General features: G+C 40.1%; 15 protein-coding genes. 1 reads left to right on the top strand and 14 read right to left on the bottom strand.

Features of this window, described 5'->3' with window-relative positions; genetic code table 11:
- The 14 genes from B2O97_RS19750 to B2O97_RS19685 form a co-directional block, all read right to left on the bottom strand.
- Window positions 1–969 (bottom strand): glycosyltransferase family 2 protein, encoded by a 969-nt coding sequence (locus tag B2O97_RS19750; protein WP_286767962.1) that lies wholly within the window; start codon window positions 967–969, stop codon window positions 1–3.
- The gene (locus B2O97_RS19745) at window positions 969–2,222 is read right to left on the bottom strand and encodes an oligosaccharide flippase family protein (RefSeq protein ID WP_286767961.1); all 1,254 of its coding nucleotides are present in this window, start codon (window positions 2,220–2,222) and stop codon (window positions 969–971) included. The genes B2O97_RS19750 and B2O97_RS19745 overlap by 1 nt, the downstream gene beginning before the upstream one ends.
- Before the next feature lie 4 nt (window positions 2,223–2,226).
- On the bottom strand, window positions 2,227–3,084 hold the full coding sequence (gene rfbA, locus B2O97_RS19740; protein ID WP_286767960.1) for a glucose-1-phosphate thymidylyltransferase RfbA: 858 nt from the start codon (window positions 3,082–3,084) through the stop codon (window positions 2,227–2,229).
- A gap of 13 nt (window positions 3,085–3,097) precedes the next feature.
- Entirely contained in the window at window positions 3,098–3,946 is an 849-nt protein-coding gene (gene rfbD / locus B2O97_RS19735; RefSeq protein WP_115045918.1) for a dTDP-4-dehydrorhamnose reductase, read from the bottom strand.
- Window positions 3,943–4,491, bottom strand: coding sequence for a dTDP-4-dehydrorhamnose 3,5-epimerase (gene rfbC / locus B2O97_RS19730; RefSeq protein ID WP_286767959.1), 549 nt, complete (start codon window positions 4,489–4,491; stop codon window positions 3,943–3,945). The genes rfbD and rfbC overlap by 4 nt, the downstream gene beginning before the upstream one ends.
- 8 nt (window positions 4,492–4,499) lie before the next feature.
- Entirely contained in the window at window positions 4,500–5,549 is a 1,050-nt protein-coding gene (gene rfbB / locus B2O97_RS19725; RefSeq protein ID WP_115045921.1) for a dTDP-glucose 4,6-dehydratase, read from the bottom strand.
- A 15-nt stretch (window positions 5,550–5,564) separates the two neighbouring features.
- Entirely contained in the window at window positions 5,565–6,083 is a 519-nt protein-coding gene (locus B2O97_RS19720; protein ID WP_286767958.1) for a winged helix-turn-helix domain-containing protein, read from the bottom strand.
- A gap of 193 nt (window positions 6,084–6,276) precedes the next feature.
- Entirely contained in the window at window positions 6,277–7,275 is a 999-nt protein-coding gene (locus tag B2O97_RS19715) for a mannose-1-phosphate guanylyltransferase (protein WP_286767957.1), read from the bottom strand.
- 1 nt (window position 7,276) lies between these two features.
- Complete coding sequence (locus B2O97_RS19710; protein WP_115045925.1) at window positions 7,277–7,699, bottom strand: adenylyltransferase/cytidyltransferase family protein; 423 nt, start codon at window positions 7,697–7,699, stop codon at window positions 7,277–7,279.
- Window positions 7,700–7,780: 81 nt separating this feature from the next.
- Entirely contained in the window at window positions 7,781–8,251 is a 471-nt protein-coding gene (locus B2O97_RS19705; protein ID WP_286767956.1) for an adenylyltransferase/cytidyltransferase family protein, read from the bottom strand.
- Window positions 8,252–8,294: 43 nt separating this feature from the next.
- A complete protein-coding gene (locus B2O97_RS19700) occupies window positions 8,295–8,813 on the bottom strand; it encodes a 3'-5' exonuclease (RefSeq protein WP_115045928.1) in 519 nt (172 codons plus the stop codon).
- An 80-nt stretch (window positions 8,814–8,893) separates the two neighbouring features.
- The gene (locus tag B2O97_RS19695) at window positions 8,894–10,276 is read right to left on the bottom strand and encodes a nucleotide sugar dehydrogenase (protein ID WP_286767955.1); all 1,383 of its coding nucleotides are present in this window, start codon (window positions 10,274–10,276) and stop codon (window positions 8,894–8,896) included.
- Window positions 10,277–10,661: 385 nt separating this feature from the next.
- Window positions 10,662–12,188, bottom strand: a complete 1,527-nt coding sequence (locus B2O97_RS19690; protein ID WP_286767954.1) for a S41 family peptidase — start codon at window positions 12,186–12,188, stop codon at window positions 10,662–10,664.
- Window positions 12,189–12,380: 192 nt separating this feature from the next.
- On the bottom strand, window positions 12,381–13,661 hold the full coding sequence (locus tag B2O97_RS19685) for a replication-associated recombination protein A (protein WP_286767953.1): 1,281 nt from the start codon (window positions 13,659–13,661) through the stop codon (window positions 12,381–12,383).
- 315 nt (window positions 13,662–13,976) lie between these two features.
- On the opposite strand from B2O97_RS19685, the gene B2O97_RS19680 reads away from it, so the two are divergent.
- On the top strand, window positions 13,977–15,080 hold the full coding sequence (locus tag B2O97_RS19680) for a tetratricopeptide repeat protein (protein ID WP_286767952.1): 1,104 nt from the start codon (window positions 13,977–13,979) through the stop codon (window positions 15,078–15,080).
- The last annotated feature ends 137 nt before the right edge of the window (window positions 15,081–15,217 follow it).

Raw genomic sequence — 15,217 nt, 5'->3', positions numbered from 1 at the left:
TTAGGATTTTAAAAATCTATTTTTAAAAAGAACTATTGCTCGAGCCAAATTAACACTAATGTTGGCTCCCACCCAAGAGATTAGTCGCATATTATATGGAATATTTCTAAATTTCATAATATTTTTGTGAGTATCATTATTGATGCTACGCCACAAATCTAATTCCTTAATTTTTACATTAAATAAAAAGTCACTTTTAGAAACAAACCTTAAATAGTCTGACACCAAATTTAGGGTTGGATCCCTTTCTAAAAAAAAGTCTTTCAGTAATTCTGCACATTTTATCTCTTGCTGTATTTTACCGACAGTCGGTACAGAAACAATTGAATTGAAATTTAACTTATTATAATGATAATAAGCATTCCTTATTACAACTGTATTTTCACTTAAAACCCTTAGACGGCTCATAACACCTACATCCTCCCACATATCAATACCTTTATAGAAAGATATATTGTTATTGGTATATAAATGCTTTCGCACAATTTTATTACATAAAGAGGAGTATAGGAGATCAAATTTCATCTCTCTTATAGCCACCTTATCATCATAACTTTGTTCATATTCCAATTTTTCAGACCTATCGTCATATTCCATAATAAAACCACAACAGACTATGTCTGCATTTTTTTCAATAGCTTTATCAATCATTTTTTCATATAACTCAAGATCAACCCAATCATCACTATCAAAAAATATTATAAAGTCCCCATTTGAAGCCAACAAACCCGTATTCCTAGCTGCACCAGAGCCTTTGTTCTTCTCGTGATGGATTAACTTTGCTTGTAAAGCGCGGGCTGGAAATTTTTCGAATAGGCTTTCCAAAATTTCAACAGAATTATCGGTTGAACAATCATTAACGAAGATGTACTCAATATTCTCATAAGATTGTTGAAAAATTGACTGTATAGATTTTTCTAAAAATTCTGAAGAATTGTAGAATGGTATTATTACTGAAAGCTTATTCATCACAAAAATTTATTTTTTTTCACAATATAAGAACAATATAAAATTTCAGAAAAAGTGGAAAACACCATTGCCCATCCTAGCACATAAATATTCCTGTAAAAATAAAGTCCCACGATTGAAAACACCGTAAATGAGAATAATGCCACGAGCTGATTTTTAACGACATAATAAGTAACATTTTCAGGAACAAATATAAAACTTATATAGGCTCCAACTATAAGCCAAGAGATTATGGAAACGCTTAATAAAATAGCGAGGGGATATGCGGCATGCATTACTCCATTACCTAATATCGTAATAACAGGACTGCCCAGCGCAACAATACCAATAATAACTAATAACGATAAGAAAAATTCTATTTTTAAAATTTTCCTTATCTTGCCTTTAGATGAATCAAGTATAATTTTCGGAAAGATTGCGCCATTTACACTCATTAATAAGGTCCTTGGTATCGTAATCACTTTATTTGCTAAATCATAAATTGCAACGTCCTTCATACCAAAAAAAGAACCGATAATTAGTGTTATACTCTGTTCCTTTATAACGCCAGTAGAATTACTTAAAAAAAACGGTAGACCTTCCTTAAACCATCCAAACATTACCTTGGGGCTTACAAATCGAAAAGTTAACTTATGATCAAATAAAATAAAATATAGTGATAACAATGCGCCAATTATAAAACCGGCTGAAACAATTAAAAAGTAAATATTTAGATCTTGAGGAGATTTAATCAGTAAAAATACTAATGGCAAAGTAAGAATTTTAGACAATAACTGTATAAATGTAACTATTCTCATATTTTGAATAGCCTGAAAGTACCATTGGGGGAAAATAACATAACTAAAAACTTGTAAAAAGCAAAAAATTATAGGTTTAAAATTCTGTTCTATAAAAGGAACAAAAAACCGTAATATAATCAAAACGATAATTGAGATGAGAGATAAACTTAGTTTACAAGAAAATATACCGGAAAGAATATGTGATTGTTTTCCTTTATCATTCCGAGCTAAAGCCATTTCCTTAGTAGCAGGCATATCAAATCCAAAATTTATTAGGAAGACAAAATATGTTATTATAGAAGTAATAAAGACAAATTTTCCATAAGATTCAGCTCCAAGCGTTCTTATTAAATATGGATATAGAAATAAATAGAAACAAGAATTCAAAACTTGAAGCATAGTCATAAAAAAATAGTTTTCTATTACTTTTTTATTTTCCGAGACTAACGTCCTAATCTTGATATTAAAACTCATAAATCTATATTAACTTCAATAAATACTCCCCGTACCCGCTCTTTTTCAACGGCTCTGCAATTTTGGCCAACTGCTGCCTGTTTATATAACCCATCCGATAAGCGACCTCTTCAATCGCTCCAATCTTCATACCCTGACGCTCTTCTATCACTTGTACAAACTGCCCTGCTTGCATCAGTGAATTGATAGTTCCAGTATCAAGCCATGCTGTTCCACGATTAAAAACACCAACTTTTAACTTTCCGCGTTTCAAATACTCCGCATTAATATCTGTGATCTCCAATTCTCCACGCAGAGAAGGTTTAATATTCTTCGCAATTTCTACAACATCATTGTCATAGAAGTACAATCCTGGCACCGCATAATTGGATTTAGGCTCTTTCGGTTTTTCTTCTATAGAAACAACTTTATTATCCTGATCAAACTCAACCACACCATACCGTTCAGGATCAGAAACCTGATAGGCAAAAACAACGCCGCCGTCGGGATTTGATGAATCTTGCAATAACTTAGACATCCCCGAAGCGTAAAAGATATTATCTCCCAAAATAAGAGCAACTTTGTCATCTCCAATAAACTCCTCGCCCAGTATAAAGGCTTGTGCCAAACCATCAGGATTGGGCTGCTCTTTATACGAAAACTTACAGCCGATTTGCGATCCATCACCCAACAATTTTTGAAAATTCGGCAAATCTTGTGGCGTGGAAATAATTAAGATCTCGTTGATTCCTGCCAACATTAATGTCGACAATGGATAATAGATCATGGGTTTGTCGTACACGGGCATCAACTGTTTAGACACGGCTAAAGTCAATGGATGTAAACGTGTACCGGATCCTCCGGCTAATATAATTCCTTTCATAATGTACTGTCTATTATATTTTTTGCAACATTATTTTCAAACTGTCTTTCCAAGAAGGAACAGAAATGCTGAACGTATTTTTAATTTTTGATTTATCCAATAGTGAATATTTTGGACGTCTTGCAGGAGTAGGATACTGCGTCGTAGGAATGGGATGGATCTGACAATCCAATCCTTTTAAATCCCGAATCGCAACAGCAAAGTCATACCATGAAATCTCACCTTCGTTGCTAAAATGATAGATCCCACCTTCCCATACACCTGAACCCATAATAGTCAGAATAGCCTCAGCTAAATCTTTTGCATAGGTTGGAGAACCAATCTGATCGTTTATAACAGAAATCTCTTCGCGCTCCCCCATTAAACGGATCATGGTTTTCACAAAATTATTGCCATAGGTCGAATAGACCCAGGAAGTCCGAATAATGATACCCTCTGGAAGCCATTTTTGAATAGCTTGCTCACCCTTTAGTTTGGTGAACCCATAAACATTCACTGGATCAACTAGCGCATCTTCAGTCAGTGCGATAGCTGAGTTCCCATCAAATACATAGTCTGTAGAAATAGCAATCAATTTTGAGCCATGAAGACGGCAATATTGCGCGATTTCTTCTGTGGCTAAATGATTGATCCGATCAGCCAATTCGGCCTCTGATTCGGCCTTATCTACAGCGGTATAGGCCGCAGCATGAATAATGATATCGGGCTGATACTGCCCTAAAATATCCTGTATAATCTGCGTATGCTCCAAAGGAAGTTCCTGGCGGTCCAAGAAAAAACAGTCTTTATCCGTTTGTGGAGACAACAGGTCTTTTAACTCAGACCCAAGCTGTCCATTAGCTCCTGTAATAACTACCCTCATACCCCGAAGACCTCCTTGAAACTGGGTGCAGTTTGATCTTTTTCGGACAATAACATCTCTGCTGTGGGTATCTGCCAGTCTACAGCCAAATCTGCATCCAAGGGATGCACCCCACACTCAGACTGCTTGTTGTAAAAATTGTCGCACTTATAAAAGAAGGTCGCTGTTTCGCTCAATACGACAAAACCATGTAAAAATCCACGTGGAACAAATAGCTGTAAATTATTGTCAGCCGATAAGTTAACCGCTACATATTGACCAAAAGTATCCGAATTTGGCCTTACATCCACCGCAACATCAATCACTTCTCCTTGGAGAACGCGTACCAATTTTGCTTGAGCATGCGCTCCCGACTGTGCATGCAAACCTCTCAAAACACCCCGCGTTGAATAGGACTGATTATCCTGAACAAAATGGGTATTTGTGCCCGTAAGTTCTTGGAAGGTTTTCTCATTGAAACTTTCCATAAAATACCCTCTTGAATCACCATATTTGGCCGGCTCCAAAATAAAACAGCCTTTTAACTTTGTTTCTGTAACTTGCATCGAAGAAATTAGTTATATTGATTTGCGTAATAATTTTGGTAATCGCCTGAAGTAACACGATCCAACCATTCCTGATTGTTTAAAAACCAATCGATGGTGATGGAAAGCCCCTGCTCAAATGTGACCGAGGGTTCATAACCTAACTCTTGGTTGATCTTACTGGCATCAATGGCATAACGTAAATCATGGCCTGGCCGATCTTTCACAAAAGTAATAAGCTCCGCAGCAGTACCAGCCGGACGCCCCAATTTTTCATCGACTTGCTTACATAATTCCTTCACCAAATCTATATTTTGCCATTCATTGAATCCGCCAACGTTATAGGAGCCGCCGTTTTGACCATTATGGTAAACCAGATCGATCGCTTTGGCATGATCAATAACAAACAGCCAATCCCGTGTATATTTCCCATCACCATAAATAGGCAATGGCTTATTATTTAATATATTGTGGATACACAGGGGAATTAACTTTTCCGGGAAATGATTTGGTCCATAGTTATTCGAGCAATTGGTCAGCACAATTGGAAGGCCATAGGTATCGTGATAGGCACGTACGAAATGGTCGGAAGATGCCTTTGACGCAGAATAAGGCGAATGTGGATCGTACTTAGTCTCTTCAGTAAACAATCCTGTCGCTCCTAATGCGCCAAAAACCTCATCGGTAGAAACATGATGAAAACGCTTCCCTTGATAATTTTCCTTCCAGATCTCTTTCGCAGCGTTTAGCAGGTTGACTGTACCAATGACATTGGTCATCACAAAGGCTGTGGGGTCTGTAATGGATCGGTCTACATGGGATTCGGCAGCCAAATGAATAACACCATCCGGCTGGTGCTGACGAAAAATATCAAAAATCAAACTGGCATCGGTAATATCCGCCTTTATAAATTGATAATTGGGTTTATTTTCAATGTCCTTTAGATTTTCTAAATTACCCGCATACGTCAAAGCATCCAGATTGATAATATGATATTCGGGGTATTTATTAACAAATTCACGCACGACATGGGAACCTATAAATCCGGCTCCGCCGGTAATGATAATTGTTTTATTCATATAGCTTAAAATCTTTTAATTTATTAAATCGTTATTCAAATAAAGTTTAATCTTTTGTTCGCTGAAAGCTTCGTTAAAATAGATACATACTTTTTTACCCAAATGTTCCCCAATCTTGTCCGCTAACAGCAATAAGTATGCCTCATTTATATCATCCCCTAAAATAAGGACCTCGATTGTTCCGGTGTCCAAGCCCTTAGCATAATCGCCCAATAGACTAACCTCCTGAATATGACCCGCTTGGTCAAGCACTTGCTCCACCAGCTGGTCGATACCCAAAAACGTATGGATCAAATTTTGGATAGGCCTAAATAACGAATGCTTCGTATTGGCACTATATACGATCTTATTCTTTTCAGTTTTACGTTCGAGGTAACCAGCTTCTGAAAGTTGATTCAGTTCCTTACGAATGGCATTGGTAGATTCCTGAAACTCCTCTGCCAAGCCTCGCAGATGTGCCCTGTTTGTTGCTGATACAAAAAATTTGATCAGCAATTTCAGCCGTGTCTTTGAAGTAATCAGAGTTTCTAGCATTGGATAGCTTATTGAGCAACAAAAGTACTCATACGGATTTAAATTATCAAATCCGTATAGTGAATTAGTTTTAACTTTATATTATTTTATCTTAAAAAATCGACGATCAATACTGTTGGAAAAATGTTGTTTTATATCTTCAGTAAGATGAAAGTGTAGACGTAAGGCTTAGGAATACAATGCACCTTTATTATTAATCGATCAATTTTGACTGATGTCGCTCTAATGTATTGTAAATCTTTTTAACGTCCTGTGATTTTTCCTTTTGCAAAACCAAAATAGCATCTTTGGTATAGACTAGGATTGCATTTTTCAGACCTACAAATGCAGTATAGGTATCGGTACCTATGACCATGTTACCATTTTCATCGACAGGGTGCCCGGTTGATTTGAGATAATCATACATGGACTCGAAAGAGCCGAGATCAGACCAATCAAAAGCAGTAGCAACAACACGAATTTTTTTTGAACGTTCCATAACGGCATAGTCTACTGATATAGATGGAACCTCTTTGGACAGATCAACATCGAGTTCCCCATCGCGGCGATGCTGCCAGGCAGCAAGTGCAGTCGCGTAAACTTTGGGTTCAAAGGTCTGCAGTTCAGAAAGAAAAGTATCTGCGCGAAAACAAAACATCCCAGAGTTCCACAGGAAATTGCCACGTTCGATAAAATCTTCGGCAGTATCCTGATTGGGCTTTTCGCGAAAGGAAAGAACATGATCATCTTTATATTCGATATAGCCATAGCCTGTCTCGGGACGGGTGGGCTTGATACCGAAGGTCACGATATAGCCTTTATTTGCTTTTTCGATTCCTTCACTGATTGCATCCTGATATGCCTCATCACCAACTATAACATGATCCGAAGGTGTTACGATCAAAATATCATCGGGCTGAGCAGCAAAGGCAGCAAAAGCAATAGCAGCAGCCGTATTGCGCGGCGTAGCTTCGATAATATCGAGATAAGCGATACCTTGGGTTTCCATCACCTCTCTGCTCAGCAAGTGATTGTCCCGGTTGCCGACGACAATAACCTGTCCGCAAAGGGGCTGATTGCGCTTAACGGTCATCTCGAATAACGAACCTTCTTTAAACAGTGAAAGATATTGCTTAGGGTAGCTTTTTCGCGAAAGGGGCCATAAACGGCTCCCTACGCCGCCCGTCAGGACGACATGTATAACTTTATTCATCTTATTTCTTTGTGGTTTCTTTTTCATAGACGACTCTGCGCAGCTGGGCACTTGAAAATCGGTGTGTACGCTTATTGTAATAGATATCTATGCCTTCCTCAACGCAGTATTTCTTGCCTGTAAAATCAGCATCGCGATATTCTTCGCCGATAATACGAAGATTGATAGGTAAGGCTTTGATCATATCGATCAAATCTTGCTCTGTCTCATAAGGAATAATCTCGTCAACATATCGGCAGCCTTCCAGTTGAATATAGCGTTCTACGATAGTCTGTGTGGGCTTTGCTTTTTCGGGAGAAACTTCTGAAGGATCGGTATTCAATCCGACAATTAAATAATCGCAGTGACGCTTGGCTTCTTCCAGCATCATAATATGACCGGCATGCAGCAAATCAAATACGCCAAATGTAATGCCTATTTTCATTTGAAAGGATTTATCAGTTTAATAATCAGCAGTCTTCTGTAAGAAAATACCGCTATGTCTATTTGTAATTGTCAATTAGAATTATTGCTCCGACTTTTCGGCAACAATTCGGCGTAAACCTGAACTTGAGAACCGATGGTCACGGCTATTAAAATAGAGATCTATGCCTTGTTCTTCACAATACTGACGTCCGGTAAATTCGCGCTCGCGATATTCATCGCCTACGATGCGCACATCGATCTTAAAAGACCGCAATACATCTTCTAAGTCCTGCTCCGTCGCATAGGGAACAATCTGATCGACATACTTGCACCCTTTAAGCTGTATATACCGCTCAACAACAGTCTGTACAGGTTTGTTTTTCTCGGGACGATCCAGGGTCGGATCGGTCTGCAGGCCGCAGATCAGATAATCGCACTGCCGCTTGGCATCCTCGAGCATCTTGATGTGACCGGCGTGCAACAGGTCAAAAGCACTAAATGTAATGCCGACCCGTGCTTCTTTTAATGGTGTTTTTATCATATGATGATTAATAAAGTGTATTAGTTGCAAACAAAGTGTATGCCTAAAACAACTGGCACCTAAATATACTGACTTATTTTTTATGTTCAAGCTTATGCATCAAAAAAAGCTCCGCACAAGCCCGGGCATCGGAAAGTGCTTCATGATGATTTAAGTCGATCCCCATTACTTCACAGCACGCATTGAGACGTGCAGGCTTAAAACCTTTGCTTTGATAAATTTTAAATGTACACTCCCACTGATTGGACAGGCCAAGGCTTTCATAGGGCAAACTATAATGCAGCATCGTCTTGCGCAGTACATTGCGATCAAACAGTTCATTATGGGCCACCATCATGCGATTGGCGATAAGGGGCTTAATTTTAAAATAAAGTTCTTCAAAAGTCGGCGAGTCGAATGTATCACGTGGTTTGATGCCGTGTACGCGCGTAGTCTGCCACATATATTGATTTCCGGGCGGTCGAATCAGGGAATGAAACTCATCCACAATAAGACCATGCTCAACAACAACGAGCCCAATAGCACATGCCGAGTTCTGATTGGCTGTCGCTGTTTCAAAATCTATAGCTGTAAAACTTAACCCCTCTACCATTTATTATTAACTAAAACTTTGATATAATACATTTGTTTCACTCTTGCGCGGGTTTATACAAGCTGACGAAAGGTTATTTCTTATTCGCCAATGCCATAATAAATAAATCCTAACGATTCCAGCTGCTTTCTATCCAATAGCTTACGTCCATCAAAAATAAAAGATGGCTTATTCATACTGGATTTGATCTTCTCCCAATCATAATCTTTAAATTCATCCCACTCGGTCAATATCGCTATAGCATGAGCTCCTTTTATAGCCTCATAGGGGTCTGTTGCCACCGTTACCCATGAGCGGTTATCAGCTGGATTCCGTGTCCCCAATGCATCTAGGTCCTTATAGATCTGTGATGCCGGAACTTTGGGATCATAGACTGTAATCGCCGCCTCCTCGCTGAGCAACTGATCGCCCACATAGATGGCAGCAGATTCCCTGGTGTCATTTGTTTCCTTTTTAAATGCCCAGCCGAGAAAGGCGATCTTTTTACCATTCACGGTATTGTACATCCACTGAACTATTTTATCCGCAAATCGGGACTTCTGATGGTCATTTAAGATGATGACTTGTTCCCAATAATCAGCCACAGCATGCAAGTTGTAACTTCGTGCTATATACACTAAATTTAAAATATCTTTCTGAAAACAAGATCCACCAAACCCTACGGAGGCTTTTAGAAATTTGTTCCCTATACGGCTATCCCGCCCGACTGCGGCCGCCACCTCATGCACACTGGCTCCCGTGACTTCACATAACTCAGATATTGCATTTATAGAGGAAACCCGCTGCGCCAGAAATGCATTAGCCACCAGCTTGGAAAGCTCTGAGGACCACAAATTTGTCGTGATAATACGCTCGCGAGGAACCCAAGATTCATATAGGCTCACAAGTGCAGCTATAGCAGATTCATGGTCACCTCCAATGAGAACACGGTCAGGCTCATTTAGATCGGCTATTGCTGTTCCTTCGGCCAAAAATTCGGGATTGGAAAGAATTTGAAAATTAACTCCGTTTCCGGTATTGTCTAATATACTTTTAAGCGCTGACGCCGTCCGCACCGGTAAGGTGGACTTTTCCACAATAATTTTATCATTTTTGGATACCGCCGCAATTTGTCTCGCGCAAAGTTCGATGTATTTTAAATCTGCCGCCTGCCCTTTTCCTTTTCCATAGGATTTGGTAGGTGTATTGACAGAGATAAATATCATATCGGCTTCATCAATCGCACGATCGACTTCTGTCGAAAAAAACAAATTCCTTCCCCGGCATTCACCCACCACATCTGCCAAACCTGGCTCGTAGATAGGCAACTGACTGAGATCCGAGGCATTCCACGCTTTTATACGCTCGGCATTCATATCCACAACAGTCACCGTTATGGAAGGATTTTTATTTGCTATAACAGACATGGTAGGGCCTCCTACATATCCCGCTCCAATGCAAGCTACTTTTGTTATTTTTCTCATTTAAATGAAATATTTTAATGCCATAAAGACTTAACGATTTCAATGATATAGTTGAATCTACAAACTTACTTAACATGTTCCTTTCCCACAAACAAAACCTTCTTGATTTCGCAGTCAACAGTAGCGATGATAACAAAAGGAGGTTGCTGCTGACCAATAAGATTCGGACCTGCTTCGGACTTGCTTCGGCCGTGGCCACACAATGGCCCAATTGGTAACGAACCTTGTACAGTCTTTGAACAGGAATTTTCTGTTCAAAGACTGTACGGGATCTGTACAAGATCTGTTCGAGCCCGAAGGTGGTACGAACACAAGGCGAATAAAACCATAATAAGATCCTCGAAAAGTCTCGCCGACAAATAAGGAATTACTTGCAGCTGCGTAATTAGCGCTTCTTGATCATACCCCGGTCAGGTCGTATATTGACCTCGCCTTGGTTAAGCGTACGATACCCCTTCCGGCTTATGGCATTGATAGAAGCTTTGGTGGTAATACCCGGTGAAGCATCGTTCAAGGCTGTCGCCAACATCGTTTCTTTCTTGTCACCTACATCAACAAATACATAATCCGTTATATTGCTTTTATCGGGAACCAAGCCATCCCAATAATCTGAAAAATTCGCAGAATTCTTCAAAAGAAAGGAGACTGGCCAGAAAGACACCTTCTTTTGGACAACCTGCTCAAAGAAGCCTACAGGTTTACCGTATGTACGTGTACCAGAGGCGATGATCTGCACCTGCAGATAGGGCTTGAGCACATTAATAATCATTTCCGCTGCGGATGCTGTGCGGTCACTCACCAGAAAATAGACTTTACTCAAGTTCAAATTGCTCTTGCCTTCAAACTTTGTATCCTGAAACATCTTATTGATGCTCGGCGTCGCTTTGATATAATCGTTCACCTCATAGGTGAGCATCAGCTTTCCTTTGGTAATGGCTCCGCCAATTTTATCGGCGACATAAGCAGACGCATCCACATATCCCCCGCCATTATAACGCAGATCAACAATTAAACTTTTAATCTGCTTTTCCTGAAATTTACTGAAGACCGCATCGATCGCTGATTTGTTGGCTATACCTTCGTCAGTAGCTTGGGGATCGGCAGGGTCTTCTATCTGTTCAAAGGATGATAGTGCAAAATAGCCTACATTGTTGCCCGCATATTCATAGACTGTGTCTTTATAAATCGGGTTGATGGTATAGTCCTTTTCATAAGTAAGATCTTTGGTCACCGTTGTCCCGTCCTGATGTTTCACTTGCAGCTTAAGCGGGCCTGCGTCCAGTGCTGCATTCAGTTTGTTCATCATTTTATCCCGCGCACTTGCATCATTGATGGTACAACCGGAATTTGTACAAGTGATAGCGATCGAGTAATCGGAATCCCCATTGACAGCTGTAATAAAATCAGACCGTTTGAGACCCGCCTTTTGCGCCGGTGAACCACCTTCTACAAAATAAATAATGGGCTGTGCCGTTTTTCCATCTTCGGTACCCAATTGGACATAGATACCATATCCATCGTTGGTATCCATTTTAAGCCTGCCCGAAGCTGTTGTTCCGGTGTTATAGCCGTCTATTCCCTCCATATAGGAAAACCGGTCAAATACACCGCCTGAATAGGCCGCGTGCGCCGGGGTAAGCGCTTTGAGGGCAGCAAGAACAGCATCAGCAGAGTTGTATTGATCTGTAAATTTGGATGGATCACTGGTATAATCAGGTATCGATTTGTCCCAAAGTGAATATAATTTATAATACTTGTAGATATCATCCTTAATCAGCTGCGCTTCGGTCCGCTCGACGGGTTCTGGCTCGGGTTCAGGTTTAGGGGTATCCTTTTTGCAAGAAAAGAAAAAAAGTCCAGTCCAAGCTAGGACGGCCAAACGTCCTGTTTGTTTTAAAGGCGCTAAGTTCATAGTTGAAACATTTGTAAAACAAACATAAATAATTTAAGTTGATCCGCAATAAAAAAAACACGCTGACCATGGGGAGTGCCAGCGTGTTTACTACCTATTGAAAAACGTTATGATAACAAGCAAAGGTACTACATAGTTTTAAAAAAAATTAAAAAATACCTGCTAAGGCTGTTTTTTTTCAAACATATCGATTTAATATTTATATTTCTCCTTCCATTTGTCCCGGAGACTTTGCCTCAATTTTTCTTCCTGCGAATTCTGCCCGGGATCATACAATTTGACGCCACTGATTTCCTTGGGAAGAAATTCCTGCACAACAAAATTCCCCGGATAGGCATGTGCATATTTGTATTCGGCGCCATAATTTAGGTCTTTCATCAATTTGGTCGGTGCATTACGGATATGCAGCGGTACAGACAGATCTCCTGTTTGCTTCACCAAGGCCTGTGCCTTATTGATGGCCTCGTAGGATGCATTACTTTTGACCGAGGTAGCCAGATAGATCACTGTCTGCGAGAGAATAATACGTGATTCGGGCCATCCAATCACATTCACTGCCTGAAAACAGTTGTTGGCCAACAGTAAGGCATTGGGATTTGCATTGCCAATGTCTTCAGAAGCCAAAATCAACAACCTCCGTGCAATAAAGGATGGATCCTCTCCGCCTTCAATCATCCGTGCAAGCCAATATACCGCAGCATTCGGATCTGACCCACGGATGGATTTGATAAAAGCGGATATAATATCGTAATGTTGCTCCCCCGCCTTGTCATAAATAGCCATATTTTGCTGTACCTGTTTCAGGACAAAGGCGTTTGTAATTGGCTCTTTGTGCAATACTGCCGCATTGACAACCAGCTCGAGCACATTTAACAATTTACGTGCGTCGCCACCAGACAGCCGCAACAAGGCCTCATATTCTTCGACAACAATTGCCTGTTGCTGTAGATATTCATCTTCATGTAATGCTTTTTGAATCAATCCAATCAGATCTTCTTCAGAAAGATGTTCCAATACATATACCTGACAACGCGAGAGCAATGCGGAGATGACTTCGAACGAGGGGTTTTCTGTTGTTGCACCAATAAGTGTCACCAGCCCACGTTCAACAGCCCCCAAAAGGGAATCTTGCTGGGACTTGGAAAAACGGTGAATCTCATCAATAAATAAAATGGGTTGATCTTGGTTGAAGTTCATCAGCCGTTCGGCTTTTTCAATCACTTCACGAATATCTTTCACCCCTGCTTGAATCGCACTTAATGAAAAGAACGGCCGGTCGAGCTCTCTTGCGATCAGCAAGGCCAAGCTTGTTTTCCCAACCCCGGGAGGTCCCCACAGAATCATGGAGGGAATATTTTTTTGCTGGATCGCATGGTAGAGTACTGCATCTGGGCCTACAATATGTTGTTGTCCTACATAATCGCTCAATTGCCGAGGTCTAAGTCGCTCTGCTAATGGAATTCGTGTTGCCATAACACAAAGTTAAACATTAAACGGCACAGCGACTAAATATTTTAGCTTTAATCAGCCAGTTTCTTCGACGAAGAGTAGGGTAAAGCGATAAGCTTCAAGCTTTCAATAGCACAGCTTCAGCGCCCAGCATTCGCCTGTCGATATTACTTTAACATTTTTTCACACAATTTTTCGGCACATTTGCGCTATGATATATGTAAATTGCTTTTGGCAGAATATCATCGAGCACGTAAGTTTATCGAAGAGCGTTGTAGATTGCTCGAACAAGCCACATAGTTTAAATGTAAATAGACGTGAATGATAACGTAATCTTTTATGAAAATGACAAAATACTGGATCGCTATATTTACCATATTGGCAATGTCTATGAATATACCTAGTCAGGTTATGGCCCAAAGCTTAGACAAGGATTATACCGGCGCAATAAAAAAATACGATACTTCATTCAAAGGCATTGGTCCCGAGGTCTATTTTTTACCGCCACCAAAATCCGCCAATGAAATACTGGCAGAGAATTATGCGGACAAGAAATCGTTCAGCAAAGAAATTGCAAGGCAACTCCTGCTCCAGCGACTACTATTGCAACTGCGGAGCACCAATAACCTGGGGCATTTTCAATATTTAATGAATCCGATGCCTTCTACAGCGAATAGCTGGAATGACGCGATTGAAGCGCAAAAAAATGCTCAAAATTGGATCTCAAGCTATGCCTTATCGAATGAAGCCGCCTTATTTTCCATTAAAAATAACGATAGCAGCAATGCATCAACATTTCTATATCAGGCACTTTCCCTGGCAAATCGTACGGATAATCGGGATGATATCGCGACCATCAATATGAACATCAGCAATTTCCAGCTGTATCGTGGCGACTTTGTCCGTGCAGAAGAAAGTGCACAAAATTATCATACCTATGCAATGACGAGCAAAAGCTATGCGGAGCAAGCCAATGCCTGGCTGTTAATTGCCATGGCTCGGGCAGGCCAGGGAAATTATAAAACTGCCGAAAATAATATTATCCGCAGTGCAATCCCGCTATTCAATAAGGCCAAAGCCTATGAGGGGAAAATTTTTGCCTGGGAAATGCTTGCTGAGATTTATTTTAAGCAAAATAAATTTACCGAGGCACAGTGGTTTCTGCTACAGGCCCGTGATTTGGCCAATGCCAAAAAACTAAGTAGCGAGCTCGCTGAGATTGAATACCTGTTGGCCTCATCCAAGCAAAAAGATGGGAATTATAAGGTAGCGATCAAAGAATTTGTGCAGGCGGCAGAATTAGCTTCGGGTGAAAATAATAAACAGCTCTCACTCGCGATATTGGACAAACTTGGTGAAGTATACCTTGTTTTAAAAGACTACCCTTCGGCTGATCAGACCTATAAAGCCTATACACAGTTGAAAAATGAACTGTACAATTGAAACAGTTAAAACAATCTGCCTCTTCCATTGGTCTGTTGAAAGAGCAGTCTACAAAGCGATTTTAAGCTTTTTGTAAATATTAAAGGATAAATCAAATAAATTTTTAGATTCTGCGGTAATGTGCTATGAATTTCACT

The organism is Sphingobacterium sp. UBA865, from assembly GCF_002295765.1.
Lineage (GTDB): Bacteria > Bacteroidota > Bacteroidia > Sphingobacteriales > Sphingobacteriaceae > Sphingobacterium > Sphingobacterium multivorum.
The sequence above is the reverse complement of the archived record's forward strand: the minus strand, read 5'-3'. Positions and strand labels throughout refer to the sequence as shown.